Genomic DNA, 25,502 nt, shown 5'->3' with positions numbered 1-25,502 from the left:
CAAGGAGAGATGTGTGAGGCGGTTGCCAGGGATTTTGTTACTGCTGATCGCCACAGTGATTGTCATTGTGGCGCTGCTGGTGAGCGGGCTGCGTCTGGTGATGCCGCATCTCAACAGCTATCGCAGCGACATTCTGCAGACGGTTTCACGCATCAGCGGCGTCACTGCAGACGCCAGCGAACTGCAGGGAACGTGGCAGAATTTTGGCCCGACGCTGCAGGTACGCGATCTGCGCATTGATATGAAGCAGGATGGCGAACTGCACATTGGCCGCGTCACTCTTGCGCTGGATGTCTGGCAGTCGCTGCTGCACTGGCGCTGGCAGTTCCGCGATCTCACCTTCTGGCAGCTGCGTCTGGCGACGGAGCGGCCGCTGTTTGCCCGCGACAGCGATACCACCAGCATCAAGCCTGCTCAGATCAACGACCTCTTCCTGCGCCAGTTCGATCACTTCGATTTGCGCGACAGCACTATCCGCTTTCTGACGCCTTCAGGCCAGCATGCCGAGCTGGCGATACCGCGCCTCACCTGGCTGAATGAAGCCAGCCGGCATCGTGCTGAAGGCGAGGTCAGCCTCAGCAGTTTTACCGGCCAGCATGGTGTTGTGCAGGTCAGGCTGGACTTAAATGATACCCGTGGCCTGCTGAACGACGGTCGCATCTGGATGCAGGCAGACGATGTGGATGTGCGCCCCTGGATTGGCCGCTGGCTGCGTGATAACACCAGTCTGGAGAGCGTGCGTATCAGCCTGGCGGCGTGGGCCAGCCTGCGCGATGGCGAACTCTATGCGGGTGATGTGCTGATTAAACAGGGTGGGGCGCGCTGGCGCGGCGAGCAGCGCGACCATCAGCTGCAGATTGACGGACTGACCGCGCACCTGGCGCGCTCGCGCGACGGCTGGAGCCTGAACATACCGCAGACCCGGCTCAGCACCGATGGCGTGGCCTGGGCGCCCGGCCGGATTGCGCTGCTGTGGCAGCCTGAGGATAAAGCGGCAGCGGAGATCCGCGTGCGTGCTACCCGGCTGGACCTGCAGCGGTTTGCACCGCTGGTGCCGCTGATTGGCCCGCTCTCGCCGACGCTGCTGGATACCTGGCGTGCGCTGCAGCCGCGCGGTTATATCGATACGCTGGCACTGGATATTCCGCTGGCGCAGCCGGAGCAGACGCGACTGCAGGCAACGTGGCGCGATCTGGCATGGCATAACTGGAAGCTGCTGCCGGGCATCAGCAATCTCAGCGGGCGCGCCAGCGGCAGCGTAAGCAATGGTCAGGTTGATCTCAGCATGGGGCAGGCTGAAGTGCCCTATGGTGATATGTTCCAGGCGCCGCTGGATATTCATCAGCTGAGTGGCCAGCTGAGCTGGCTGCGCGACCGTCATGGCCTGACGCTGGCCGGACATCAGCTGGATGTGCAGGCGCGATCGCTCTGGGCGCGCGGTGATTTTCGCTATCAGCAAAACAGTGACACTGCACCACGGCTCGATATTCTGGCCGGCATTCGCGTAACCGACGCGGGTGATGCCTGGCGCTATCTGCCGGAACCGCTGATGGGGCATAACCTGACGCACTACCTGAGCGAAGCGATAAAAGGCGGGGAGACGGATAACGCCACGCTGCTGTTCGCCGGCGATCCGCGCCTGTTCCCGTTTAAGCATAACGATGGCATGTTTGAAGTTCAGGTGCCGCTGCGCAACGCCGCGTTTCGCTTTCAGCCGGGCTGGCCAGCCCTGCAGAATCTGGATATCGATCTCGATTTTGTGAATGACGGCCTGTGGATGCGCGCCGATAAGGCGCGCCTGGGCAAGGTCGGGGCGCGTAACGTCACGGCCGTTATTCCGGATTATCTTAAAGAGAAACTGCTGATCGCTGGCGACCTGAGCGGGCAGGGAGAGGATATCGGGGCCTACTTTAATGAGACGCCGCTGAAATCGTCGCTCGGCGCTGCGCTGCAGCAGCTGCAGGTTGGGGGCAATGTAAAAAGCACGCTCAACCTGGAGATCCCGCTGGATGGCGAACAGGTACACGCCAGCGGCAACGTGGTTATGAATAACAACACGCTGCATATTAAACCGCTGAAGAGCACGCTGACGCAGCTGACAGGACGTTTCCGCTATAACAACGGCAACCTTGAAAGCGAAGAGATGCAGGCAAACTGGTTTGGTCAGCCGCTGGGCGTGACCTTCAGCACGCAGGAGAATCCGCAGGATTTTGGCGTTAACGTCCGCCTGCTGGGCGACTGGCAGCCCGCGCGTCTCAGCGTGATGCCAGCGGCGGTAGCGCGTCAGCTCAGCGGTTCACTCGCCTGGCAGGGCGATGTGGATATTACGCTGCCGCATAGCGGAGGCGCGACCTACAGCGTCGATCTCAGGGGCGATGGCAAAGCAGTAAGCAGTCACTTACCTGCGCCGCTGACAAAGTCTGCCGGTGAGACGCTGCCGGTGACGGTTAAGGCGAAAGGCGATCTGAACGGCTTTATGCTCAGCGGCAGCGTGGGCGAGATGCACCGCTTTAACAGCCGCTGGCTGCTGGAGCCGCAGCTGCGCGTCGAACGCGGCATCTGGCAGAACCAGACCACGGCAACGCCGGCGCTGCCGGCGCAGCGCGGTATGGTATTAAACCTGCCGCCGCTGGATGGGGAGGCCTGGCTCGGTGTACTGGCCGGAGCGGGCGGCAGCGGAGAGGGCGCCACGCAGGTGGGTGGGGTCGGCTTACCGGGCGACGTCACGCTGCATACGCCAGCCCTGACGCTGGGCGGACAGCAGTGGCACGATCTCAGCGCCACTCTGCTGCAGGGCACGGGCGGTGATGCGCAGCTGAAGCTGGAGAGTCGTGAAGCGCGCGGCACGCTGACAACAGCGCAGCGTGCACCGTGGCGCATCAATCTGAACTACCTTTATTACAACCCGCAATGGAAAGAGACCGGCAGCAAGCAGGCGTCATCACCGTTCAGCGGCGACAGCGGCATCGATTTCAGCCAGTGGCCTGCGCTGCAGCTTAACTGCGATGAGTGCTGGTTGCGCGGACAGAAGTTCGGCCGGATGGCTGCGACGCTGACGCCGCGCGGAGAGACGTTAGCACTCACTAACGGGATTGTGGACAGCGGCAGCGCCCGGCTCAGCATCAGTGGCGAATGGGTTAATTCACCGGGCAATCTGCGCACCTCGCTGAAGGGACGCCTGAGCGGCAGCAATATTAATGACGCCACTAACTGGTTCGGTATGAACACGCCGCTGCGCGATGCGCCGTTTAACGTGGATTATGACCTGCACTGGCGCGCCGCGCCCTGGCAGCCTGCTGAGGCGTCGCTGAGCGGCACGCTGAAAACGCACTTTGGCAAAGGAGAGATCGCCGATGTCAATACCGGACGGGCAGGACAGCTGCTGCGTCTGGTCAGTTTTGATGCGCTGCTGCGCAAACTGCGTCTGGATTTCAGCGATACCTTCAGCGATGGCTTCTATTTTGATTCAATCAACGGCACCGCCTGGATCGAAAACGGCGTCATGCGCACCGATAACCTGCTGGTAGATGGGCTGGAGGCAGATATCGCGATGCAGGGCCGGATCGATCTGGTACAGCGGAAGATCGATATGGAAGCGGTCGTGGCGCCGGAGATCTCCGCGTCGGTCGGTGTGGCAACGGCGTTTGCGATCAATCCGGTGGTTGGCGCCGCCGTTTTTGCCGCCAGCAAGGTACTGGGACCGCTCTGGAACAAGATTTCCCTGCTGCGCTATCACATCAGTGGCCCGCTGGATAAACCGGAAATCAGTGAAGTGCTGCGCAAAGCGCGCGACGCCGGCAGCAAGTGAATTTGACGCCGTCGGGGAATTGCCGCAGGCTATGACTATCTGAGCACATAATGAGTGAGAAACGATGACTCTGAATCTGGTAAGTGAGCAGTTACTAGCTGCGAACAGCATTAATCAGCAGGACCTCCATTCCCTGTTAGGGCAGCTTTCAGAACGTCGTCTGGATTATGCCGATCTCTATTTTCAGTCCAGCTTCCATGAATCCTGGGTGCTGGAAGATAAAATTATTAAAGATGGCTCCTACCATATCGATCAGGGCGTTGGCGTACGTGCCGTAAGCGGTGAAAAAACCGGCTTCGCTTATGCAGACCAGATCACCCTGAATGCGCTACGGCAGTCTTCAGAAGCCGCGCGCAGTATCGTACGCGAGCAGGGCAATGGCACCGCACATACGCTGCAGGCAGTAATGCAACGTTCGCTCTATGCGCCGGTTAACCCGCTCGATAGCCTGACGCGCGAAGATAAAATCGCCCTGCTGCATCGCGTGGACCGCGTGGCGCGCGCGGCCGACCCGCGCGTACAGGAGGTCAATGCCAGCCTGAGCGGCGTTTATGAACAGGTGCTGGTTGCGGCAACCGATGGGACGCTGGCAGCCGATATTCGTCCGCTGGTGCGTCTGTCAATCAGCGTGCAGGTGGAAGATCAGGGCAAGCGCGAGCGCGGCTCAAGCGGCGGCGGCGCGCGTACCGGCTATGAATTTTTCCTCGCCGATGAGAGCGGTGACGTCCGGGCTGACGCCTGGGCGCGCGAAGCGGTGCGTATGGCGCTGGTTAACCTCTCTGCAGTTGCAGCCCCAGCTGGCGCGCTGCCGGTCGTGCTGGGCGCTGGCTGGCCGGGTGTGCTGCTGCACGAAGCGGTAGGACATGGCCTTGAGGGCGACTTTAACCGTCGTGAAACGTCGGTATTCAGCGGCAAGATGGGGCAGCTGGTTGCTTCGGAACTCTGCACCGTGGTGGATGATGGCACGCTGGAGGGGCTGCGTGGCTCGCTGGCGGTGGATGATGAGGGCGTTCCGGGTCAGTACAATATGCTGATCGAAAATGGCGTCCTGAAGGGCTATATCCAGGATAAGCTTAACGCCCGCCTGATGGGTGTGCCGCCAACCGGTAACGGCCGGCGCGAATCGTATGCGCATCTGCCGATGCCGCGCATGACTAATACCTACATGCTGGCGGGCAAGTCCACGCCGCAGGAGATCATCGAAAGCGTGGAATATGGCCTCTATGCGCCTAACTTCGGCGGTGGTCAGGTCGATATCACCTCGGGCAAATTTGTCTTCTCTACCTCAGAGGCGTATCTGATTGAGAAGGGTAAAGTTACCCGGCCGGTCAAAGGCGCTACGCTGATTGGTTCCGGCATTGAAGCGATGCAGCAAATCTCAATGGTCGGTAACGATCTGGCGCTGGATAAAGGCGTCGGCGTATGCGGTAAAGAGGGACAGAGCGTCCCGGTTGGCGTGGGCCAGCCGACGCTGAAGCTGGACAAAATCACCGTAGGCGGCACCGCCTGAGGTGCTGAACCTCTGTCACTATAAGGGCTGCCTACGGGCAGCCTTTTTTGTGGCTGCGTCAGCTATAAATGCCTCCGATTCAGCCACTTTGGCAAAAACAGACATCGCGCTAAGTCGTGCGATTATTTATTCGGATTAAAAAGTGATTTATGTCACGATTTGTAGAAAACATATAGTCAGGAACGTTATTATACGCGCGCTGGGTTTATGCACTGCATTCCGTTACGGACCAGACAGGCTGATGATACGCTATGATTAGCGCAGGGCGGCCTGAAGGTTACTGCCATTTTTCTGCTGCCTGCTTAACCATTCCCGGTGCGGCACAGCGTGGGGGTAAAAGCGGTGCGATCCCGGCAAGGTCGAACTAAGGAACCGAAATGAGTGTGCTTCCGGTATTTGTCGTATTCGGGCTATCTTTCCCGCCCATCTTCATTGAACTACTGGTTTCGCTGGCGCTGTTCTGGCTGGTGAAACGTGTGCTGACGCCAAGCGGGATCTACGATCTGGTCTGGCATCCGGCCCTGTTTAACACGGCCCTGTATTGCTGTGTGTTTTATCTTGTATCCCGTCTATTCATCTGAGGTTTTAAGTGAAAGCGCTCATAAGAAAAATCGCGCGTTACGCGATTACGCTCCTGCTGGTTATCATCGCCGTCGTGATTGTCTTCCGCGCCTGGGTGTTCTACACCGAATCCCCGTGGACACGCGATGCTAAATTCTCTGCGGATGTGGTGGCTATCGCACCTGATGTCACCGGTCTGATCACCGACGTGCCGGTACATGATAACCAGCTGGTGAAAAAGGGCGATACGCTGTTTATCGTCGACCGGCCGCGCTATCAGAAAGCGCTGGCGCAGGCGCAGGCAGACGTGGACTACTATCAGGCGCTGGTGAGTGAAAAACGCCGCGAGGCGGGACGCCGTAATCAGCTCGGTACCAGCGCGATGTCGCGTGAGGCGATTGAACAGGCTAACAGCGATCTGCAGACCAGTGAACATCAGCTGGCGAAATCGATCGCTACCCGCGATCTGGCGGTTATCGATCTCGACCGTACCACGATCAAAGCCCCCTCTGATGGCTGGGTGACCAACCTCAATGTCTATGAGGGTGAGTTCATTACGCGCGGCTCCGTGGCGGTCGCGCTGGTACAGCAGCACTCTTTCTACGTGCTGGCTTATATGGAAGAGACCAAACTCAGCGGCGTGCGTCCGGGCTTTCGCGCTGAAGTCACGCCGCTGGGCAGCAATACCGTGTTACGCGGCACGGTGGACAGCGTGGCTGCCGGGGTGACCAACAGCAGCAGCAGCATTGATAATAAAGGTATGGCAACGGTGGACTCTAATCTGGAGTGGGTGCGCCTGGCGCAGCGCGTGCCGGTGCGTATCCGTCTTGATGCCCAGCCTGGCAACCGCTTCCCGGCAGGCACAACCGCGACCGTGGTGATCACCGGTGAGCAGGATCGGCAGACCAACGCCTCGCCGCTGGCGCAATTCTTCAATCGCCTGCGTGAGTTTGGTTAAGCGGGGGCGTGATGATTGAGTTTTTGCGTTTCCCGATCAAGCTGACGTTTGCGCTGGTGGCCGCGCTGATGATTGGCTTTCACTTTCATCTGGAAACGCCGCGCTGGGCGGTGATGACGGCCGGTATTGTCGCTGGCGGTACCGCCTTTGCGGCCGGCGGCGATCCCTACTCCGGCGCGCTGCGCTATCGCGGCGTGTTGCGCATTATCGGCACCTTTATCGGCTGTATCGCTGCGCTGACTATCATGATCACCACCGTGCGTGCGCCGGTAGTGATGTTGCTGCTGTGCTGCATGTGGGCCGGTTTCTGCGTCTGGATCTCTTCGCTGATCAAAGTCGAAAACTCCTATGCGCTTGGGCTGGCAGGCTATACGGCACTGATTATCGTTGTAACCGCTGACGCAACGGGCGGGCTGACGCTCGCCCCCCAGTTTGCCGTTGAGCGCTGCAGCGAAATTGTGCTCGGGATCCTGTGTGCGATTCTGGCAGACATGCTGTTTTCACCGCGCTCCATTAAAAAAGTGATTGATGCCGAAGTGGATGCGCTGCTGGTGGCGCACTACAAACTGCTGCAGCTCTGCGTTGCGCATGAAGATAAAGATGAGGTGGATAAAGCCTGGAGCGCGCTGGTACGCCGCACCACAGCCCTGAACGGCATGCGCAGCCAGCTGATGATGGAGTCATCTCGCTGGCAGAACAGCAGTCGCCGGCTGAAGATGCTTAATACGCTGTCGCTGACGCTGATTACGCAGGCCGCTGAGACGTTTCTTATCCAGAACTCCCGGCCCGACTATATTCCGCCGCAGTTCCGGCTGCTGCTGGAAAAAGAGGCAAACAGCGCCGGTGAGGTGCATAAGCGCATGAAAGTGCTGCGTCGCGTTATCAGCGACAGCAGCAAAACGGTTCCGGTCACGCTGGCGAGCTGGACCGGAGCAGCGACTGAATATCTGCTGCTGATCAAAGGGATTAAATGCAACAGCCGTATCAGCGCCCTTGAAGAGAACATCCTGCAGCGGGAGGTTATCGTTCAGGCCCGTTCGGCTGAAACTCACCATGCGATGATCAACGGTATTCGCACCTTTGTCGCCACCGCGCTGGGGGCCCTGTTCTGGCTCTATACCGGCTGGACCTCCGGCAGCGGCTGCATGGTCATGCTGGGGGTGATCACCGCACTGGCGATGCGCATGCCCAATCCGCTGATGATGGCCAAAGATTTCTTTTACGGTATGGCGGTCGCCGTGCCGCTCGGGTTGTTCTACTTCACCTGGGTTCTGCCTGCCACGCAGCAGAGTGCGCTGCTGCTTTGCATCGCCATCGGCCTGCTCGGCTTTGTCGGCGGTATCTTTGTGCAGCGGCGGCAGATTGGCACGCTGGGCGCGCTGATCGGCACAATCAATGTGCTGGTGCTGGATAACCCGATGAAGTTTGAATTCAACGTGTTTCTGGATAACGCGCTGGGGCAGTGGATCGGCAGCTTTGTCGCCATGATGGTGATTTTGCTGATTCGCGATAAATCCAAAGCGCGTACCGGCCGCAAACTGCTGAATCGCCTGATGTATGCTGCTGTTGCAGCGCTGACGACGAATCAGGCCCGGCGCCGGGAAAACCATCTGCCGGCGCTTTATCAGCAGCTTTTTCTGCTGCTCAATCTGTTTCCGGGCGATATCGATAAATACCGTATCGCCCTGACGCTGATTATTGGTCATCAGCGGCTGCGTAATGCAGAAGTGCCGGTCAATGCGGAGCTCTCCGCTTATCACCGGCAGCTGCGACACACCGCGGACCGGGTTATCTCAGCCAGCAGCGATGATAAGCGACGCGACGCGTTCAAAACGCTGTTGCAGGAGCTGGCTGGCTATCAGGAGAAGCTGGCGCATTATAGTGCCCCTGCCAGCGTCACGGAGCCGGTCGCCCGCCTGACGCAGATGCTGGACAAATATCAGAACACCCTCATCCAGATTTAAGCCTGCCGCCCCGGGCGGCGGCGGGTTTATGCCACGCTGACACAAATCGGCTGCGCGTTGCCATCTATACTTTCCTGACGGATGCATACTGACAGGAGAATATCGATGTCCGCTTCTTTGCAGCAACATGAACTCTTCAAAACCGGCTTCTTCGCTGCGGGTCAATGGCATGCCGCCTCCGCGACGTTTGACGTAACCAATCCGGCGACCGGCGAGGTGATTGCCCGCGTCGCCAAAGCGGGTAAAGCGGAAACCGAACAGGCGATCGCTGCCGCGCAGCGCGCTTTCCCCGGCTGGCGGGATAAAACGGCCAAAGAGCGATCCGGGATCCTGATGCGCTGGTATCAGCTGATCGTGGAAAACAAACGCTGGCTTGCAGAGCTGATGACCGCCGAGCAGGGTAAGCCGGTCAAAGAGGCGGAAGGCGAAGTAGAGTATGCCGCGAGCTTTATTCAGTGGTTTGCAGAAGAGGCAAAGCGCGCTAACGGCGAGATTATTCCGCCCGCTAAACCCGGCTCGCGTATTCTGGCCACGCGTGAACCGGTTGGCGTGGTCGCGGCGATTACCCCCTGGAATTTCCCGATGGCGATGCTGACCCGTAAGCTTGGGCCGGCGCTGGCCGCAGGCTGCACCGGGATTATTAAACCGGCGAACAATACACCGCTCAGCGCGTTTGCCCTGATAGCCCTGGCGCAGCAGGCTGGCGTGCCGGACGGCGTGCTCAATGCCGTCGCGGGCGATACTCAGGCGATCAGCGACGCTATCATGGCCTCACGCGCAGTGCGCAAAATCTCGTTTACCGGTTCCACTGCCGTGGGCAAAACGCTGATGCGCAATGCGGCTGAGACGATGAAAAAGGTCTCCATGGAGCTGGGCGGCAACGCGCCATATATCGTCTTTGAAGATGCGGATATTGACGCTGCGGTACAGGGTGCGATTGCCAATAAATTCCGCAATGCCGGTCAGGTCTGCGTGAGCGTGAATCGTTTTTATATCCATGAGCAGATTTACGATCGCTTTGTTACGCAGCTGGCAGAAGCGGTTAATCAGCTCAAAGTCGGGAACGGTATGGATGAAGGCGTAATCGTCGGGCCGCTGATCGCTGCCTCCGCGCTGGAAAAAGTTGAAGAGCATGTGCAGGATGCGGTGCGTAAAGGTGGCCGAATTGTCACCGGTGGCGAACGGCATGCGCTGGGCGGCAATTTCTGGCAGCCCACGGTTATTGCCGGGGCGCAGGAGAGCATGATGCTGGCGCAGGAGGAGACATTTGGTCCGGTTGCGGCCTGCTTCCGCTTCAGCAGTGAAGAGGAGGTAATCGGGCGGGCGAATGATACCGAATATGGTCTGGCTGCCTACTTCTATACGCAGAATCTGCAGCGGGTGTTCCGCGTCGCTGCCGCGCTGGAAGCGGGGATGATCGGTATTAATGAGTGCGCGGTCTCTACTGAGGTGGCGCCGTTTGGCGGGATTAAAGAATCAGGTCTGGGACGCGAAGGCTCAGTGCTGGGTATTGAAGAGTACCTGGAAGTCAAAGCGCTGCATCTGGGCGGTCTCTCTTAGCAGGAGGATACAGCATGCGAACCGAGCGTTTCGATTTTGATGAAATCGTCGATCAGGCCCACTTCTACAGTCAGTTTGGCGAGCGTTTTATGCTGAACGAGGCCGCTATTCGCGATCCGGACGATCTCTGGCGGGTGATGACCGGTGAACAGCTTCCGCTGCCGCTGGAAATTGTCTTCGTTAATCTGGGGAGAGGGCAGAAACGCCGGTATAGCGCACTGATCCTGCTATTTGAAAAGGCAAAAGAGGAGCTGGAGGGCCAGCTCCGCTTTACCGCTCAGTAATACAACCCAAAAAGGGCCCCGCAAAGCGGGGCCAAAGGGTTCGTCAGGGGTGACGAGGAATTACTTATAGAGTTCGGCGGTCACATGATAGCTGTCGCCGGTACGCGCTTCGATGACGCGGTAAGCACTGGCGCCCTGCGCATCAGCTTTCTGAGAAAGCTGTTCGCGATAATCCATTGGTGAACCGCCGGTACCGCTGATTGAGATGGTGCTGCCAGCAGGCTGCAGATTTTGTGCTGATTCACTGGTAACCAGTTGAGCCGCAGAGGCGCCAAAGGCAAACAGAGAGAGCAGGCCAGCCGTTGCAAGAGTTGTTTTGATTTTCATGATGTATCTCCTCGTTAGCATCAACAACCTGCAGCTACACCAGAGTAAGCGGGTCGTCGATTAGCATCGGCGTTGTATCACGCCGGTTGACAGTTATTTATAGAGTTCAGCTGTAGCGTGGTATGTGTTGTCGTTATAAGCCTCGATAACACGATACGCTTTTGCGCCCTGCGCATCGGCTTTCGCATTCAGCTGCTGGTGGATATCCATTGGCGAGCCGCCCACGCCGCTGACGCTGATGGTGCCGGCAGACTGCAGGTTCGCTGCCTGATCGGCAGAAATAGAATCTGCTGCAGAAGCGCCAAATGAGAGTGCAGAAAGAATGCTTAGGGTGGCGATAGCCGCTTTAACGTTCATGGTATTTTCCTCGTCTGTGATTTTTATCTTTTTAGTTAGTGTGATTTGCGTCACGAAAAGAAGTATAGATCTAATCACGCGGGAAATTAATACTTCGCTAATAATGTTTCGTTGTTATCCTTTATCCTTATGCCACCTTTTTATAACGTTAAGTTATTAAAATCGGCTATTTTTCATCCGTTAAGCGCTTTTTTTTCGCAAAAACAGTGATCTGCGTCAAATTAACTTTTCGTGCCAAAGTTTATGGTCAATGCCGCTGCACGCTGGCGAGAAAATTAGTTAAAACGGGCGAAAGAGCGGTTACAGGCAGGAGAATATATGGCTGAGAGTAACAGGAGCTTAAAGGTCTGACCTATATCAGCCAGCCTGATAACCTTTAGCGATAAAGGCGGGGCGAAGTAACAGAGGACATCAGGTATCTGAACGCCAGAAGGTGCCGGCAGACTGGCCACCGGCAAAGAAGTGTTACAGCTCCTGCTCAAACAGCACCAGTACCGCGTCATAGAGCTGCTTAACGGTAAAAGCACGCGCCGGGGTGATGAAAATGGTGTCATCGCCGGCGATAGTACCCAGAATTCCTTCTGCTTTGCCGAGAGAATCGAGCAGGCGGGCAATCAGCTGCGCGGCGCCCGGGCTGGTATGAATCACGACCAGCGCTTCATTGTAATCGATATCCAGCACCAGGTTTTTCAGCGGGCTGGTAGCGGTAGGGACGCCCAGTTCAGCGGGCAGGCAGTAAACCATCTCCATTTTCGCGTTGCGCGTGCGCACCGCGCCAAACTTTGTCAGCATGCGGGAGACTTTTGACTGATTGATATTTTCAAAGCCATCTTCCTGCAGCGCCTGCACGATTTCGCCCTGAGAGCTGAATTTTTCTTCTTTAAGCAAGGCTTTAAATGCCTTGATAAGGTCGTCTTGTTTTGAAGGATTACGCATAAGCTACCAATGAATGAGAGGCGCAGCAGGCAACAAGCCTGCAGCTGATAAATTATTATGCATTTAGATGAATTTTTATGCAATGCGTCAGCAGCGACTTTCGCCATACGTCCGCGCGGGACGGGCATTCTAGCAGAAACTGGCTACGCACCAAAATCGCGCGCTGACGCGCAAAGCAGAGGTTGCAAAGTTGTTATACTATTGACGTGGTAACAACCAGATCGACGATCAAAGCCGTATATCTCTGCTGGCTGCGATAAGATCATTCAGGCGCTTCTGAAACAGAGCGGTATCGGAAGCAGATAGCAGCAGGCTGCCTGTGCGCAACGGCTATGTCGCTATCGCCTGAGATGTTGACTAAACTCGTAAGCTGATGGATTTCTGGCATATCTTTGCCCCATCTTAATAAGGAGTTCAGGATGAAAGTTGCCGTTCTCGGAGCCGCTGGCGGTATTGGCCAAGCGCTGGCTCTGCTGCTCAAAACGCAGTTACCCGCGGGTTCCGCCCTCTCTCTCTATGATATTGCACCGGTCACGCCTGGCGTGGCGGTCGATCTCAGCCATATCCCTACCGCTGTGACGGTTGAAGGTTTTAGCGGTGAAGATGCCACCCCTGCGCTGAAGGGGGCCGACGTGGTCCTGATTTCTGCCGGGGTAGCGCGTAAGCCCGGCATGGATCGCGCGGATTTGTTTAACGTTAACGCGGGCATTGTCCGTAACCTGATCGCGCAGGTAGCCAGCACGGCACCTAAAGCGCTGATTGGCGTCATTACTAATCCGGTTAATACCACCGTGGCGATCGCCGCAGAGGTGCTGAAAAAAGCCGGCGTTTACGATAAAAACCGGCTGTTTGGCGTCTCCACGCTGGATGTCATTCGTGCTAATACCTTTGTCGCTGCGCTCAAGGGTAAACAGCCAGGAGAAGTAGAGGTGCCGGTCGTGGGCGGCCACTCTGGCGTGACCATTCTGCCGCTGCTGTCGCAGGTGCCGGGCGTCAGCTTCAGCGAGCAGGAGATCGCCGATCTTACAAAGCGTATTCAGAACGCCGGCACCGAAGTGGTAGAAGCCAAAGCGGGTGGCGGATCGGCGACTCTCTCAATGGGGCAGGCCGCCGCACGCTTTGGTCTGTCGCTGATCCGTGCGCTGCAGGGTGAGGCCAATGTAGTTGAATGCGCCTATGTCGAAGGCGATGGTGAATATGCGCGCTTCTTTTCTCAGCCGCTGCTGCTGGGGAAAAACGGGATTGCCGAACGTCGCCCGCTGGGCACGCTGAGCGAATTTGAACAGCAGGCGCTGAACGGCATGCTGGAGACGCTGAAAAAAGATATTGCGCAGGGTGAAGAGTTTGTGAAGCAGTAACTCCTGTTACGCAGTGTGAAACGCCCGGCTGAAGCCGGGCGTTTTTGTTACAGTCCGCCAGATTTGAAGGTCTGCGTCGCCGCCGTGCCATTGCCGGCAGGCGTTTTGCGTCCCAGCGTTTCCATACGCACCTGGAAGGGCGGGAAAGGCATCTCAATATTGTGCTCCGCGAAGCCCCGCAGAATGAGCTGATGCAGCTCATGCCGCAGCGGCATGCGATGGCCCATCTCTGCCGCATGCACGCGCAGCTCAAACAGCTGAATACCCTGCTGCAGGTCCACCAGGTAAACTTCCGGCGGCGGCATATCCAGCACATAGGTGCAGCGCTCGGCCGCCTGTTTCAGTATGGTGGTGGCTTCTTCACTGTTTACGCGCGCCGGCGCCGGAATCGTCAGCACCACACGCGTAACGGAATCTGACAAAGACCAGTTCACGAACTGCTCGGTAATAAACGCTTTATTGGGCACGATAATCTCTTTCCGGTCCCAGTCGGTAATGGTGGTCGCGCGGGTGTTAATACGCGTAATGCTGCCGGTAAGATCGCGAATAGTGACGGTATCGCCGATGCGGATCGGTTTTTCAAACAGGATAATCAGGCCGGAGATAAAGTTGGCAAAAATCTCCTGCAGGCCAAATCCGAGCCCAAGACCCAGTGCAGCGACCAGCCACTGCAGCTTTGACCACTCCACGCCAATCATTGAGAAGCCTATCAGGCCCCCCATCAGCATCAGCGCATATTTGGTCAGCGTCGTAATGGCGTAGCCGGTACCCGGCGCGAGGCTGAGATGCTGCAGCAGCGCCAGCTCCAGCAGCGCAGGCATATTGCGGACCAGCTGCGTGGTGATGATCAGCACCAGAATGGCGATAAGCACCGCACCCAGCGTGATAGGCTGCACACTCTCAACGCCCTGAACCGTGGTACTGGCATCCCAGAGCGGAATGTTATCGAGGAAGCTAAACGCGGAGTGGATTTCCGACCAGAGCAGGATCACCGATACCAGTGCAATCAGCGTCAGGATAGAGCGCACCAGCCGCAGCGACTGCGCACTGATGGCATCGAGGTCAATCACCGGCTCATCAATTTCAATGGTGTCAGTATTGGTGGCGCTCTGCTGCTCTTTTTCTTCTTCACTGCGGGCGCGATTGGCCAGCATATCAGCGCGACGCTGGCGGGCGCGATCGAACGCAATGCGTCGGCGCTGAATCAGCATCCAGCGGCGAATAATGTGATAAATCACCAGCAGGAAGAACCAGATACAGACTGAGGTTTCCAGGCGAGCCAGCAGCGCCTGGGCGGTTGCCAGATAGCCGATGCAGGATGCAAAAGCGGCCACCAGCGGAATGGCGATCATCAGGTTCCACAGGATGCGATTGACAAAATTATCACCGCTGCCCTCTTTATCAAGATAAAGCGGAATACCGGCGCGCTTCAGGCTGACCGTGACAATGCTCAGTGCACCGCAAATCAGCACAAAACAGAGTCGTCCCAGCGTCGCGGAAAACTGCGGATCTTCCAGATTGCCAAAGGCGATCAGCAGCATGATCAGCGGTACAATCAGCCCAACCGTCAGCGAATAGTAGCGCATGGCGCGCGCCACCCGCGTCTGCGGCCAGCGAAAATGCACGACAAACAGGCCGTCGTGACGGGCAAAGGCGGCGCTAATCATAAACGCCCACAGCAGAGGCAGCGTGGCGGTAATGCCATCCCCTATCGCCACGGCAAACGGATAGGGCCACGCATGCTGCAGGCCATACCCCAGTGCCGCCCAGAGCACCGGCAGCGGCAGCGCCACCAGAATGGACCAGAATACCGTCCGCAGCGTCAGACTGAAGCGATCCTGTGTCACTTTGCCCACGCGGCTGGCGGCGCGCGCCATAAACGCGTTGTAGTGGCGGCGTGAGCTGATGCTGAAACCCACCAGCAGCACGGCACCCATAATCGGCAGCACCGTTTCGCGACTGGTAAACATCATGGCCAGCGCTTTGCCCATCTGACCCAGCGTATCCAGCGACAGCAGGCGGGTGAGGGCGCTTGCTACCTCAAGGGGATACTTCAGGCCCACCGGACTGACATCTGCCGTCCAGAAAAGGTAACGATGCGTCGCCTCTTTAACTTCGCTGAGCGCATCCTGCAGCTGCGTGTTTGACACCCGCAGCTTAGTGATCTCCAGAATCAGCGTATCGCAGCCGGAGATCAGCGAATTAAGCAGTTCACGCTGGGTGCGCAGCTGCGCGTCCAGGATCCGGCTCTGTTCGCTGGTATAAGGCGTGCCATCTTCCTGCTTCTCTTTACGCAATGTCTGCTGACGCTCGAGCAGTGACTCATAGTGCAGCCGCTGTACCCGCAGCTCGCCCATTTCGCTATCGATCTGCTGTGCTTTTGGCATATCGGGCAGACGGGCTACCTGCGCGCGCAGCGCTTCACCCAGCAAATTAGAGGCGCCCAGCCACTGTGACTGCTCGCGCAGCGTGCTCAGCGCCTGGCGCACCTGCAGCGTCTGATTAGTTGCCAGACGCTGCTGCGAGGCGACCAGATCCATACGCTGCGCCTGCTGATTCAGATCGGCAGAGAGCTGACGATTAATACGCAGCTGCTCGCTAATGGTGGGCGGCAGATCGCCGCTGTTTTCCGCCAGCTGCTCCGTGCGCTCCAGCGCCAGTTCCGCCTCGCGCTGACGCTGATTGTTCAGCTGGCTGCGCAGCGCCTGCAGATAGTTATCCAGCTGCGTGGCTTTCCGCTGATGCACTTCTGCCCGCATGCGGGCCAGCTCCTGACGGTTATTGGCTGAAAGCTGCGCCAGCTCCAGCTCATCCACCCGGGCTTTGCTCGCTGCGCTTTCCGCCTGACGGGCATACACCTGCGCCTGGGCAAGGGGTGACGCGTTGTTTGAAATGCCCTGCGCGCGACGCTCATTCTCCGTCATGGCACGGCGCGCATCAGTCTGCTGCTGCGGCAGCTGCGCCAGCGAGTCGCTGATTTCACGTGCGCGGTCCTGCTCCTGCTGCGCCTGCCGTCCCTCTTCCAGCAGCTGGCTGCTGACCTGGAGTATTTCCTGATCCAGTTCCGCATTGCTCATGTTGCTGCGTACGGGTTTGCTGGTCTCGTTCAGCGTGGCGATCTGCTGGCGCAGTTCGCGTGCCAGCCGGGGAAAATCGTCGATCACCTGCTGATACTGCTTCGCCCGCTCCAGCGAGTCGCTGCGTTCAGAGAGAAAATTGATGGCCGCTTCCAGCGCCTGCACCTGTTCGGTTTGTGCAGGACTGTTTTTAGCGGATTTCGCCTCATCCAGCTCCTGCTGCAGCTGCGTAGTGGAGGGGAGGGAGGCGGCACAGAGAGGGCTGCTGAGCACGAGGCTCAGCAGTAGAACAAGGAAAGCGCGCACGGGAGCAGGTCTCTGATTATTGAGTCAGCGGGGCGCTGTCGCCAGACTGCGGCAGTGCAATAGCCAGCGGCTGGCCGAGACGCGTTTTACTTTCCGCCTCCAGGCTTTCCGCCAGTTTTATCCGGTCAGGAGCGAACAGGTTGATCACGGTTGAACCCAGCTTGAAACGGCCCATTTCCTGACCTTTCAGCAGTACGACCGCACCATCATGTTCGGCAGAAGGATAGCGCCAGCGTTTGATCACACCTTCACGCGGCGGCGTCACGGTTCCTGCCCAGACAGTTTCAATACTGCCGACGATAGTGGCACCCACCAGAATTTGCACCATCGGGCCGTGATCGGTATCAAATACGCAGATAACGCGCTCATTACGCGCAAACAGATTAGGAATATTGCGCGCCGTGAGCGGGTTAACGGAGTAGAGGTCGCCTGGCACGTAGATCATTTCACGCAGAATGCCGTTGCAGGGCATATGCACGCGGTGGTAGTCGCGCGGGGCAAGATAAGTGGTAACGAACTCCCCATCAATAAACTTCTCTGCCAGCTCGTCGTTGCCTGCCAGCAGCGCCTGCAGCGTATAGTAGTGTCCTTTCGCCTGAAAAATCTGATCGCCGGTGATGCGGCCCAGCTGGCTGATCGCGCCGTCACACGGCAGCGCCAGCAGCGAGGCGTCAGGATCGGCAGGGCGGGCACCCTCTTTCAGCGGGCGGACAAAGAAGTCGTTGAACGTGCGATAGCTGCCGGTATGCGGCTTACTGGCTTCCGCCATGTCAACTTTATAGAACCAGACGAAAGCATCAATGACCGCTTTGGTCAGCCAGCCACCGCGGCGACTGGCGCCCCAGCCGGCGAGTTCGGTCAGCGCCTTCTTGGGCAGAATATGATTCAGGCCGAGTTTAAAACGATCAAACACCGTTGCCTCCTGGCTTAATACCTGTGGTTTACGTAAAAAAGGGGGGGCGGATTGTAGCAGCGCCCCGGTGAGTTAGCGACTATGTCGTTTTACCGATCAATCTTCATCGGCAGAAAAGTTTTTACGCGTTTTTACCTGCGCCATACTCTCAAGAATACGGTGGTAATTATCAAAGCGCGACGCGTTGATCAGGCCATTCTCTACCGCTTCACGGATTGCGCAGCCGGGATCGGTATCGTGCTTGCAGTCGCGGAACTTACAGCTGCCGAGAAATTCGCGGAATTCGATAAACCCGCGGGTAACCTGTTCCGGCTCAAGGTGCCACAGGCCAAATTCACGCACTCCGGGCGAGTCGATCACATCGCCGCCGTGCGGGCAGTGGTAAAGACGTGAGGCGGTCGTGGTGTGCTGACCCAGTCCGGACACATCCGACACATCATTGGTCAGAATCTCACTGCCGGCAACATCCAGTCCCAGCAGCCGGTTCAGCAGGCTCGATTTACCCACGCCTGACTGGCCGGCAAAAATGCTGACGCGCCCGGTCAGTGCCGCTTCCAGATCTTTCAGGCCATCCTGTGCGTAGCTGGAGACCATCAGCACGCGATAGCCGATATGGCGATAGATATCCATCTGCTCATCAACAAACGCACGCGCGTCACTATCCAGCAGATCGATCTTGTTGAGTACCAGTAACGGCTCAATACCCAGCGTTTCGCTGGCGACCAGATAGCGGTCGATAATATTGAGCGAAAGCTCCGGCAAAATAGCTGACACGATCATGATCTGATCGATATTGGCCGCGATAGGCTTTACGCCGTCATAAAAATCGGGGCGGGTCAGCACGGTTTTACGCTCGTGTACCGCTTCAACGATACCTTTACCGCCATTTTCATTCGCTGCACGCCATACAACGCGATCGCCGGTAACCAGCGAGCGGATAGTGCGGCGGATATTACAGCGATGCACTTCGCCCGCCTGGTCTTCGACATCTGCGTGCATGCCAAAGCGGCTGATCACCACGCCCTCAGACGCATCGCCAAACAGGCTATCATCAGGCTCCGGTTTTTCACTCCGTTGCTGCAGACGACGCTGATGGTTTGCGCTTACGCGACGTTGTTGACCCTTCGACAGTTTATTTTTGCTCACGCATCCTCTCACGCTTTCGCCAGGCTTCGCCCCGCTGGGCAAAACGTCTATGATACACCTTAACGCGGTCGAATGACGACACTGGCAATGGATGGAAAATAGATGACAGCTGGAAACGAAAATAACCTGATCTGGATCGACCTTGAAATGACCGGACTCGATCCGCTTCGCGATCGCATTATTGAGATCGCGACGATCGTTACCGATGCAAACTTAAACGTGCTCGCTGAGGGGCCGGTACTGGCGGTGCATCAGTCTGATGAGCAGCTGGCCCTGATGGATGAGTGGAACGTGCGGACCCATACCGGCAGTGGCCTGGTTGAGCGGGTCAAAACGAGTCAGTATGACGATCGGGCGGCAGAACAAGCCACGCTGGCGTTTCTGCAGCAGTGGGTGCCTGCCAACACTTCACCGATTTGCGGCAACAGCATCGGTCAGGATCGCCGTTTTCTGTTTAACTATATGCCAGAGCTGGAAGCCTACTTCCATTATCGCTATCTGGATGTCAGCACGCTGAAAGAGCTGGCGCGACGCTGGAAACCGCAGATCCTGCCGGGCTTTAAAAAAGCGGGTACGCACCAGGCGCTGGATGATATTCGCGAGTCAATCGCGGAGCTGGCGTACTATCGCGAGCATTTTTTGCAGCTTTAACGGCCTGAAATGCACAGTAAAGCATCATTTTGTCGATTAAATCAGCAAACGCGCTGAAAGCGCAAAATTTTGCGATAAGAGGCTTGCGGCAAAAACGAATTCTCGTATAATGCGCACCCCGTACCGATGAAGAATTTCGTGTGGTGCGCAGCAGTAAAGCATCAGCGTTTATCCCTCCGCGTGAAAGTTACGCCGGTTCAGATAGTCGCGATGATGATGCGGGAATAGCTCAGTTGGTAGAGCACGACCTTGCCAAGGTCGGGGTCGCGAGTTCGAGTCTCGTTTCCCGCTCCAGATTTAAAGATGTAGTCAGATACCAATATCAGATGTTTTGCTTTGCCGCATAGCAGCAGGCTGAATATCAACGATAATGCGGGAATAGCTCAGTTGGTAGAGCACGACCTTGCCAAGGTCGGGGTCGCGAGTTCGAGTCTCGTTTCCCGCTCCAGAATCTGTTTTGTAGTAACCTCTTTGCGGGAATAGCTCAGTTGGTAGAGCACGACCTTGCCAAGGTCGGGGTCGCGAGTTCGAGTCTCGTTTCCCGCTCCAGTTTTCTTATTCACGATTGTTTCCTGCCTGCGGGCGTCATCAGACATTAAGCACTGCTTTTGCTCTTTCTGCAGTCTGCGTTGTTCTGAACATTACACACGCTGTGTCAGCGTCGATATTGCCGATGGTTTGCTGCATACCGCTGCAAGTTATCCACAATTTGTCCGCGCCTGAAAGGCGGCGTTATACCCATCATGCAAAACCCTTTTAAACAGAGTTATCCACAAGCTCTGGCTCGACGCCTGCGCGTTATTCAGCAAATATAAGTTTACAATTTACATTCAAGTAATTGTTTTTATTATATAAATCACTATTTCATTATGTTAATGGTCTCTATAGACCACGCATGCCTGTGCGTCACTATTTTTATGAAAAAATCTTATGCACAGCGTGTGGACAAGCCTGTGTGCAGCAGATGCGCTCAATCATGCATCACGTGTCAGACCCTTTTCCACGGCGCGGACTAAACGCAGCGTTTTCGCAGGCTGCACCTCAATAACTTCAGCTGCGCGCTTCTGCTGCTGCTGATCCAGCGCCCAGTCAATATGCTCATCCAGCAGCGGATCTTCACCGCGTCGCTGCTGCAGCGCCGCCACGCATTCAGCTGACCAGGGGGCATTGCCCAGCGCCACGGCAATGTTGCGCAGCCAGCGCAGATGACCGATTCGCCGGATTGCCGAGCCTTCCGTCACGCGCAGAAAACGCGCTTCGTCCCAGCCAAACAGCGCGGTCAGCTCTGGCGCATGCAGTACCGCACGCGGTGAAAAGTCCGCTTCATCCGTCAGCTGGCTGTAGCGGTTCCAGGGACAGATCAGCTGGCAGTCATCACAGCCATAAATACGGTTGCCGATGAGCGGACGCAACGCTTCAGGGATGGCGCCTTCCAGCTCAATGGTGAGGTAGGAGATACAGCGCCGCGCATCCACAACATAGGGCTCAACAATGGCCCCGGTCGGGCAGATCGTCATGCAGGCGACGCAGCGGCCACACTGCTCCTCCTGGGGAGCATCCACCGGCAGCGGCAGATCGATCAGCAGTTCACCAAGGAAAAACCATGAGCCCGCTTCACGATTCAGAATCAGTGAATGTTTTCCGGTCCAGCCGAGGCCCGCTTTCGCCGCCAGCTGCCGCTCCATTACGGGAGCGGAATCCACAAACGGGCGAAAATTGAGTTCACTGCAGTGCGCCTGGATCATTTCTCCGAGCTTTTTCAGACGATTGCGCAATACTTTGTGATAGTCGCGACCCAGCGCATAGCGGCTGACGTAGCCAAGCTGAGGATTTTTCAGGGTTTGGGAAAAAGCCGCTTTTGCGGGCAGATAGTTCATGCGGACGCTGATCACCCGCAGCGTGCCGGGCAACAGTTCATGCGGACGCGCACGCATCATGCCGTGGCGCGCCATCCATGCCATCTCACCGTGATACTGCTTGTCCAGCCACGCCTGTAGCTTTGGCTCTTCAGCACGTAAATCGGTGTCGCAGATGCCGACCTGCTGAAAGCCGAGGTCGCGGCCCCACTGTTTAATCTGTTGAGCAAGCTGTTGAAGATCGAGAGGGTATGACATGAGAAACCAGGCAGTTGATGCAAACGCGCGCAGTTTACCACACTCTGTCTGGCCTGCGCAGGCCATGGCGCAGCTGGAGCAGGATGCAGCAGACAGCCTGGGGCTGACGCTTTATGAACTGATGCAGCGCGCCGGTCAGGCGAGCTTTACCCTGGCGCGCCAGAGCTGGCCAGAGGCCGGGCACTGGCTGATCCTGTGCGGCCACGGCAACAACGGCGGTGATGGCTACGTCATTGCGCGGCTGGCTCAGGCAGCCGGTATGGCGGTCACGCTGCTGGCGTGTGAAGGCAGCAGGCCGCTACCTGATGAAGCACGGCAGGCGCGCGAAGCCTGGCTGGACGCAGGCGGCGAGATTCATGCCGCAGACAGCCCGTGGCCGGAGCAGGTCGATTTGATTGTGGACGCGCTGCTGGGCACCGGCCTCAGCCGCGCGCCCGCGGCACCTTATGCACCCCTGATTGAAGCGATCAATCAGCACACCGCGCCGGTACTCGCTATCGACGTGCCGTCCGGCTTACTGGCGACGACCGGTGCCACGCCAGGTGCGGCGGTTGTCGCCAGTCGCACGCTGAGTATGATTGCGCTGAAGCCGGGTCTGCTGACGGGAAAAGCACGCGATCATGTCGGTGAGCTGCACTGCGATACGCTGGGCCTTGATGCCTGGCTCAGCGGGCAACAGGCGCCTGTCCGGCGCTATGCAGCGGAGCACCTGACGCGCTGGCTTAAACCGCGCCAGGCGACCTCGCATAAAGGCGATCACGGACAGCTGCTGATTATTGGCGGCGACAGCGGTACTGCCGGCGCCATCCGTATGACCGGCGAGGCGGCACTACGCAGCGGTGCCGGACTGGTGCGCGTGCTGACGCAGGCTGATAATATCGGTCCGCTTATTACCGCACGTCCTGAGCTGATGGTTGATGCATTTACGCGCGAAAAACTGCATAACGCGCTGGCGTGGGCGGACGTTGTGGCGATTGGGCCGGGTATGGGACAACGCGACTGGGCACAGCAGGCGCTGCAGCAGGTCGCGGCCTGTGAAAAGCCCATGCTTTGGGATGCAGATGCGCTTAACCTGCTGGCAATCAATCCGGATAACCGTCAGAATCGCATCATTACGCCGCATCCCGGCGAAGCGGCCCGGCTGCTCGGAGTAAAAACCAGTGAGATCGAGCACGATCGCCTGCAGGCCGCGCAGAACCTGGCCCGGCGTTATGGCGGAGTCGTGGTTCTGAAAGGCGCCGGTACGGTCATTGCCAGCGCCGCGGGCGATATTGCCATTGCTGATGTCGGTAACGCCGGTATGGCGTCGGGCGGCATGGGCGATACGCTGAGCGGTATCATTGCGGCCCTGCTGGGCCAGCAGCTTTCGCTGTTTGAAGCCGCCTGTGCGGGCTGCGTGGTACACGGCGCAGCGGCCGATGCAGTTGCCCGTCAGCACGGAACGCGCGGTATGTTAGCCACTGATTTGTTTGAGCAACTGTGGCAGTTTGTTAATCCAGAGATGATGCAATAATAACGCATGAAAACCTGTGTAATTTCTTTGCCCGATGAGGCGGCAACCCTGAAAATGGGTGCGCAACTGGCTCGCGTTTGCAGCAGCGCGGCCGTTATTTATCTGTATGGCGATCTGGGCGCCGGTAAAACGACGTTCAGCCGCGGCTTTCTGCAGGCGCTCGGTCATCAGGGCAATGTTAAAAGCCCGACCTATACGCTGGTTGAGCCCTATGAGATTGGCGATCGTACCCTCTATCATTTCGACCTCTATCGCCTGGCCGATCCGGAAGAGCTGGAGTTTATGGGTATCCGCGACTATTTCAGCGGTGAGGCGCTCTGTCTGGTTGAATGGCCGCAGCAGGGCGCAGGCTTTCTGCCCGAGCCCGATCTGTCACTGACGCTGCGTTATGCAGAAACGGGGCGTGAAGCAGAAATCACGGCGGTTTCCGCACATGGCGCCGTGCTGCTGGAGCAGATGCAGCAGGGAGATCCGGCATGAAGCCACGGATAAAAAGCATCGTGCTGGTCGTGCTCTGCCTGTTTTCCGCTACGTCATTTGCCGCCACGCTTTCAGATATTAAAGTTGAGAACGGGGCGAATCAGGCAACGGTGACGCTCAGCTTCAACGGCCAGCCGGTATACGGTTTTTTTCCGCTGCATAACCCTGACCGGGTGGTGCTGGATATTCGCCAGAGCGGCACGATCAAAGGGCTGCCGCTGAGCTTCAGCGGTGAAAACATCGTGCAGCGCATTCGCAACAGCCAGCCTAAAGATGCCCGGAGCATCCGGCTGGTATTTGATTTAAACCAGTCCACTAAAACGCGCGCTGCGACGCAGCGTGACGGCAATAATTATCGCGTGGTGTTTACCCTGCGCGGCACCCGGCCGGTAAACCGCAGCAGCACCGCAGCCGCGCCGGTTACCGCTGCGCGCCAGAGCGCCAGCGTAGCCAGCAGCCAGGGCAATCCGTTTGATGGCAATCCGGTCACCGCGGTGACCAACAGCAACACCACGATACGTCCGGGCGGCGCGGTTACCCTTAACGATGCGGTGATTGTGGCCATTGACGCCGGTCATGGCGGGCAGGATCCGGGGGCGATGGGGCAGCGCGGGCTGCGGGAAAAAAACGTTACTATCGCTATTGCACGCAAGCTTAAAGCGCTGCTGGATCGGGATCCGATGTTTAAACCGGTGCTGACGCGCAACGGCGATTACTTTATCTCGGTGATGGGACGTTCAGAGGTTGCCCGCAAAGAGAACGCCAATTTGCTGGTCTCTATTCACGCCGATGCGGCGCCAAACCACTCGGCAACCGGCGCTTCCGTCTGGGTGCTGTCAAACCGGCGCGCCAATAACGAAATGGCAAACTGGCTGGAGCAGAAAGAGAAACAGTCTGAGCTGCTGGGCGGAGCGGGCGATCTGCTGGCGAACAGCCAGGCCGATCCCTATCTCAGCCAGGCGGTGCTGGATCTGCAGTTTGGCCACTCACAGCGCGTCGGTTATGACGTAGCGGTCAAAGTTCTGCAGCAGTTACGCGGCATCACGCCGCTGCATAAACGGTTGCCGGAGCACGCCAGCCTTGGCGTGTTGCGTTCACCCGATATTCCATCTTTACTGGTTGAAACCGGCTTTATCAGTAACGCCGGGGAGGAGCGGCTGCTTGGCAGCAGTGCGTACCAGGAAAAAATTGCGCTGGCGATCCATAAAGGCCTGCGCAGTTATTTCCTCGCACATCCGTTACAGTCCGTCCCAAAGCAGGAAAACCGGCCGCTGGACAGCGCACCAGCGGTTAGCGTCGCCAGCAATCCCGCCAGCGGAACCGTACAGTATACGGGCGTGACGCAGCGCCACACGGTAACGCGCGGCGAAACGCTGTCGGGAATCGCCGCAAAGTATGGGGTCAGCATGGCGACGCTGCGCGATCTCAACAACCTGAAGCGCGACGTGGTCTGGGTGGGGCAGCGCCTGAAAGTACCTGCCGGCAGCCGCGTCAGCACGACGGCTGCACGCCCGGCGCGCCACAAAGTGGTTCGCGGTGATTCGCTGACGGCCATTGCCGTGCGTTACGGCGTGAGTCCGAAAGCGATTATGCAGGCCAATAATATGAAGTCAGACAATGTAATGCTGGGACAGAATTTAAAAATTCCTCAATCCTGATCGCTGGCCTTCGGGCCAGCA

At 57.7% G+C, this 25,502-nt stretch carries 19 protein-coding genes and 3 tRNA genes; 15 read left to right on the top strand and 7 right to left on the bottom strand.

Annotation, left to right across the window (positions count from 1 at the left end; all coding sequences use genetic code 11):
* The first annotated feature begins 13 nt into the window (after nucleotides 1-13).
* From yhdP to LAC65_RS14235, 7 genes are all read left to right on the top strand, one after another.
* A complete protein-coding gene (gene yhdP, locus LAC65_RS14265; protein ID WP_039380691.1) occupies nucleotides 14-3,808 on the top strand; it encodes an AsmA2 domain-containing protein YhdP in 3,795 nt (1,264 codons plus the stop codon).
* 64 nt (nucleotides 3,809-3,872) lie between these two features.
* Nucleotides 3,873-5,318, top strand: a complete 1,446-nt coding sequence (gene tldD, locus LAC65_RS14260; RefSeq protein ID WP_039380688.1) for a metalloprotease TldD — start codon at nucleotides 3,873-3,875, stop codon at nucleotides 5,316-5,318.
* Nucleotides 5,319-5,695: 377 nt separating this feature from the next.
* Entirely contained in the window at nucleotides 5,696-5,899 is a 204-nt protein-coding gene (aaeX, locus tag LAC65_RS14255) for a p-hydroxybenzoic acid efflux pump operon protein AaeX (RefSeq protein ID WP_065648072.1), read from the top strand.
* A gap of 8 nt (nucleotides 5,900-5,907) precedes the next feature.
* Nucleotides 5,908-6,837, top strand: a complete 930-nt coding sequence (gene aaeA / locus LAC65_RS14250; protein ID WP_039380683.1) for a p-hydroxybenzoic acid efflux pump subunit AaeA — start codon at nucleotides 5,908-5,910, stop codon at nucleotides 6,835-6,837.
* An 11-nt stretch (nucleotides 6,838-6,848) separates the two neighbouring features.
* Complete coding sequence (gene aaeB, locus LAC65_RS14245) at nucleotides 6,849-8,801, top strand: p-hydroxybenzoic acid efflux pump subunit AaeB (RefSeq protein ID WP_039380681.1); 1,953 nt, start codon at nucleotides 6,849-6,851, stop codon at nucleotides 8,799-8,801.
* A 105-nt stretch (nucleotides 8,802-8,906) separates the two neighbouring features.
* On the top strand, nucleotides 8,907-10,361 hold the full coding sequence (locus LAC65_RS14240) for an NAD-dependent succinate-semialdehyde dehydrogenase (protein WP_082032643.1): 1,455 nt from the start codon (nucleotides 8,907-8,909) through the stop codon (nucleotides 10,359-10,361).
* 14 nt (nucleotides 10,362-10,375) lie between these two features.
* The gene (locus LAC65_RS14235) at nucleotides 10,376-10,645 is read left to right on the top strand and encodes a barstar family protein (RefSeq protein ID WP_039380676.1); all 270 of its coding nucleotides are present in this window, start codon (nucleotides 10,376-10,378) and stop codon (nucleotides 10,643-10,645) included.
* Between the two features lie 60 nt (nucleotides 10,646-10,705).
* Here the strand turns inward: LAC65_RS14235 and yhcN (LAC65_RS14230) are convergent, their stop codons facing one another.
* The 3 genes from yhcN (LAC65_RS14230) to argR all read right to left on the bottom strand — a co-directional run bounded on the left by yhcN (LAC65_RS14230) (nucleotide 10,706) and on the right by argR (nucleotide 12,265).
* Complete coding sequence (yhcN, locus tag LAC65_RS14230) at nucleotides 10,706-10,972, bottom strand: peroxide/acid stress response protein YhcN (protein WP_039380672.1); 267 nt, start codon at nucleotides 10,970-10,972, stop codon at nucleotides 10,706-10,708.
* A gap of 93 nt (nucleotides 10,973-11,065) precedes the next feature.
* Entirely contained in the window at nucleotides 11,066-11,329 is a 264-nt protein-coding gene (gene yhcN / locus LAC65_RS14225; protein ID WP_039380669.1) for a peroxide/acid stress response protein YhcN, read from the bottom strand.
* Between the two features lie 465 nt (nucleotides 11,330-11,794).
* Nucleotides 11,795-12,265 carry a transcriptional regulator ArgR gene (gene argR / locus LAC65_RS14220; RefSeq protein WP_039380667.1) on the bottom strand — a complete coding sequence of 157 codons (471 nt, stop codon included), beginning with the start codon at nucleotides 12,263-12,265 and terminating at the stop codon, nucleotides 11,795-11,797.
* Between the two features lie 419 nt (nucleotides 12,266-12,684).
* Between argR and mdh the strand changes: the two genes are divergently transcribed.
* The gene (gene mdh, locus LAC65_RS14215; protein ID WP_039380662.1) at nucleotides 12,685-13,623 is read left to right on the top strand and encodes a malate dehydrogenase; all 939 of its coding nucleotides are present in this window, start codon (nucleotides 12,685-12,687) and stop codon (nucleotides 13,621-13,623) included.
* A gap of 47 nt (nucleotides 13,624-13,670) precedes the next feature.
* Here mdh and mscM read toward each other — a convergent pair whose 3' ends face one another.
* The 3 genes from mscM to rsgA form a co-directional block, all read right to left on the bottom strand.
* Nucleotides 13,671-17,006: a miniconductance mechanosensitive channel MscM gene (gene mscM / locus LAC65_RS14210; protein WP_071669169.1), complete on the bottom strand. Its 3,336-nt coding sequence runs from the start codon at nucleotides 17,004-17,006 to the stop codon at nucleotides 13,671-13,673.
* A 16-nt stretch (nucleotides 17,007-17,022) separates the two neighbouring features.
* A complete protein-coding gene (gene asd, locus LAC65_RS14205) occupies nucleotides 17,023-17,919 on the bottom strand; it encodes an archaetidylserine decarboxylase (RefSeq protein WP_039380658.1) in 897 nt (298 codons plus the stop codon).
* Between the two features lie 96 nt (nucleotides 17,920-18,015).
* Entirely contained in the window at nucleotides 18,016-19,065 is a 1,050-nt protein-coding gene (rsgA, locus tag LAC65_RS14200) for a small ribosomal subunit biogenesis GTPase RsgA (RefSeq protein ID WP_039380655.1), read from the bottom strand.
* A gap of 102 nt (nucleotides 19,066-19,167) precedes the next feature.
* On the opposite strand from rsgA, the gene orn reads away from it, so the two are divergent.
* The 4 genes from orn to LAC65_RS14180 all read left to right on the top strand — a co-directional run bounded on the left by orn (nucleotide 19,168) and on the right by LAC65_RS14180 (nucleotide 20,265).
* Nucleotides 19,168-19,716 carry an oligoribonuclease gene (gene orn / locus LAC65_RS14195; protein WP_039380653.1) on the top strand — a complete coding sequence of 183 codons (549 nt, stop codon included), beginning with the start codon at nucleotides 19,168-19,170 and terminating at the stop codon, nucleotides 19,714-19,716.
* A gap of 218 nt (nucleotides 19,717-19,934) precedes the next feature.
* Nucleotides 19,935-20,010 (top strand) — tRNA-Gly (locus LAC65_RS14190).
* 78 nt (nucleotides 20,011-20,088) lie between these two features.
* Nucleotides 20,089-20,164: transfer RNA gene (locus LAC65_RS14185), tRNA-Gly, on the top strand.
* Nucleotides 20,165-20,189: 25 nt separating this feature from the next.
* A tRNA-Gly gene (locus LAC65_RS14180) sits at nucleotides 20,190-20,265 on the top strand.
* Nucleotides 20,266-20,690: 425 nt separating this feature from the next.
* Here LAC65_RS14180 and queG read toward each other — a convergent pair.
* Complete coding sequence (gene queG / locus LAC65_RS14175) at nucleotides 20,691-21,830, bottom strand: tRNA epoxyqueuosine(34) reductase QueG (RefSeq protein WP_039385654.1); 1,140 nt, start codon at nucleotides 21,828-21,830, stop codon at nucleotides 20,691-20,693.
* Between queG and nnr the strand changes: the two genes are divergently transcribed.
* Genes nnr through amiB form a run of 3 tightly spaced genes read left to right on the top strand, consistent with a single transcriptional unit; the run spans nucleotide 21,829 to nucleotide 25,481 of the window.
* Nucleotides 21,829-23,343 (top strand): bifunctional ADP-dependent NAD(P)H-hydrate dehydratase/NAD(P)H-hydrate epimerase, encoded by a 1,515-nt coding sequence (nnr, locus tag LAC65_RS14170; RefSeq protein ID WP_071669171.1) that lies wholly within the window; start codon nucleotides 21,829-21,831, stop codon nucleotides 23,341-23,343. The two genes, queG and nnr, sit on opposite strands and share 2 nt — an antisense overlap.
* A gap of 6 nt (nucleotides 23,344-23,349) precedes the next feature.
* On the top strand, nucleotides 23,350-23,823 hold the full coding sequence (gene tsaE / locus LAC65_RS14165; protein WP_039380649.1) for a tRNA (adenosine(37)-N6)-threonylcarbamoyltransferase complex ATPase subunit type 1 TsaE: 474 nt from the start codon (nucleotides 23,350-23,352) through the stop codon (nucleotides 23,821-23,823).
* Nucleotides 23,820-25,481, top strand: a complete 1,662-nt coding sequence (amiB, locus tag LAC65_RS14160) for an N-acetylmuramoyl-L-alanine amidase AmiB (RefSeq protein ID WP_039380646.1) — start codon at nucleotides 23,820-23,822, stop codon at nucleotides 25,479-25,481. Before tsaE ends, amiB begins: the two co-directional genes overlap by 4 nt.
* Nucleotides 25,482-25,502 lie beyond the last annotated feature (21 nt).

Source organism: Pantoea eucrina, from assembly GCF_020079945.1.
GTDB lineage: Bacteria > Pseudomonadota > Gammaproteobacteria > Enterobacterales > Enterobacteriaceae > Pantoea > Pantoea eucrina.
This window is presented reverse-complemented; position numbering and strand designations above follow the sequence as displayed.

What these genes read in the sequence shown, in the direction of transcription:
- yhcN (WP_039380672.1), bottom strand. Translation starts at nt 10,972, where the DNA reads ATGAAAATCAAAACAACTCTTGCAACGGCTGGCCTGCTCTCTCTGTTT.
- yhcN (WP_039380669.1), bottom strand. Translation starts at nt 11,329, where the DNA reads ATGAACGTTAAAGCGGCTATCGCCACCCTAAGCATTCTTTCTGCACTC.
- orn (WP_039380653.1), top strand. Translation starts at nt 19,168, where the DNA reads ATGACAGCTGGAAACGAAAATAACCTGATCTGGATCGACCTTGAAATG.
- tsaE (WP_039380649.1), top strand. Translation starts at nt 23,350, where the DNA reads ATGAAAACCTGTGTAATTTCTTTGCCCGATGAGGCGGCAACCCTGAAA.
- mdh (WP_039380662.1), top strand. Translation starts at nt 12,685, where the DNA reads ATGAAAGTTGCCGTTCTCGGAGCCGCTGGCGGTATTGGCCAAGCGCTG.
- queG (WP_039385654.1), bottom strand. Translation starts at nt 21,830, where the DNA reads ATGTCATACCCTCTCGATCTTCAACAGCTTGCTCAACAGATTAAACAG.
- argR (WP_039380667.1), bottom strand. Translation starts at nt 12,265, where the DNA reads ATGCGTAATCCTTCAAAACAAGACGACCTTATCAAGGCATTTAAAGCC.
- amiB (WP_039380646.1), top strand. Translation starts at nt 23,820, where the DNA reads ATGAAGCCACGGATAAAAAGCATCGTGCTGGTCGTGCTCTGCCTGTTT.
- aaeX (WP_065648072.1), top strand. Translation starts at nt 5,696, where the DNA reads ATGAGTGTGCTTCCGGTATTTGTCGTATTCGGGCTATCTTTCCCGCCC.
- LAC65_RS14235 (WP_039380676.1), top strand. Translation starts at nt 10,376, where the DNA reads ATGCGAACCGAGCGTTTCGATTTTGATGAAATCGTCGATCAGGCCCAC.
- LAC65_RS14240 (WP_082032643.1), top strand. Translation starts at nt 8,907, where the DNA reads ATGTCCGCTTCTTTGCAGCAACATGAACTCTTCAAAACCGGCTTCTTC.
- aaeB (WP_039380681.1), top strand. Translation starts at nt 6,849, where the DNA reads ATGATTGAGTTTTTGCGTTTCCCGATCAAGCTGACGTTTGCGCTGGTG.
- nnr (WP_071669171.1), top strand. Translation starts at nt 21,829, where the DNA reads ATGAGAAACCAGGCAGTTGATGCAAACGCGCGCAGTTTACCACACTCT.
- tldD (WP_039380688.1), top strand. Translation starts at nt 3,873, where the DNA reads ATGACTCTGAATCTGGTAAGTGAGCAGTTACTAGCTGCGAACAGCATT.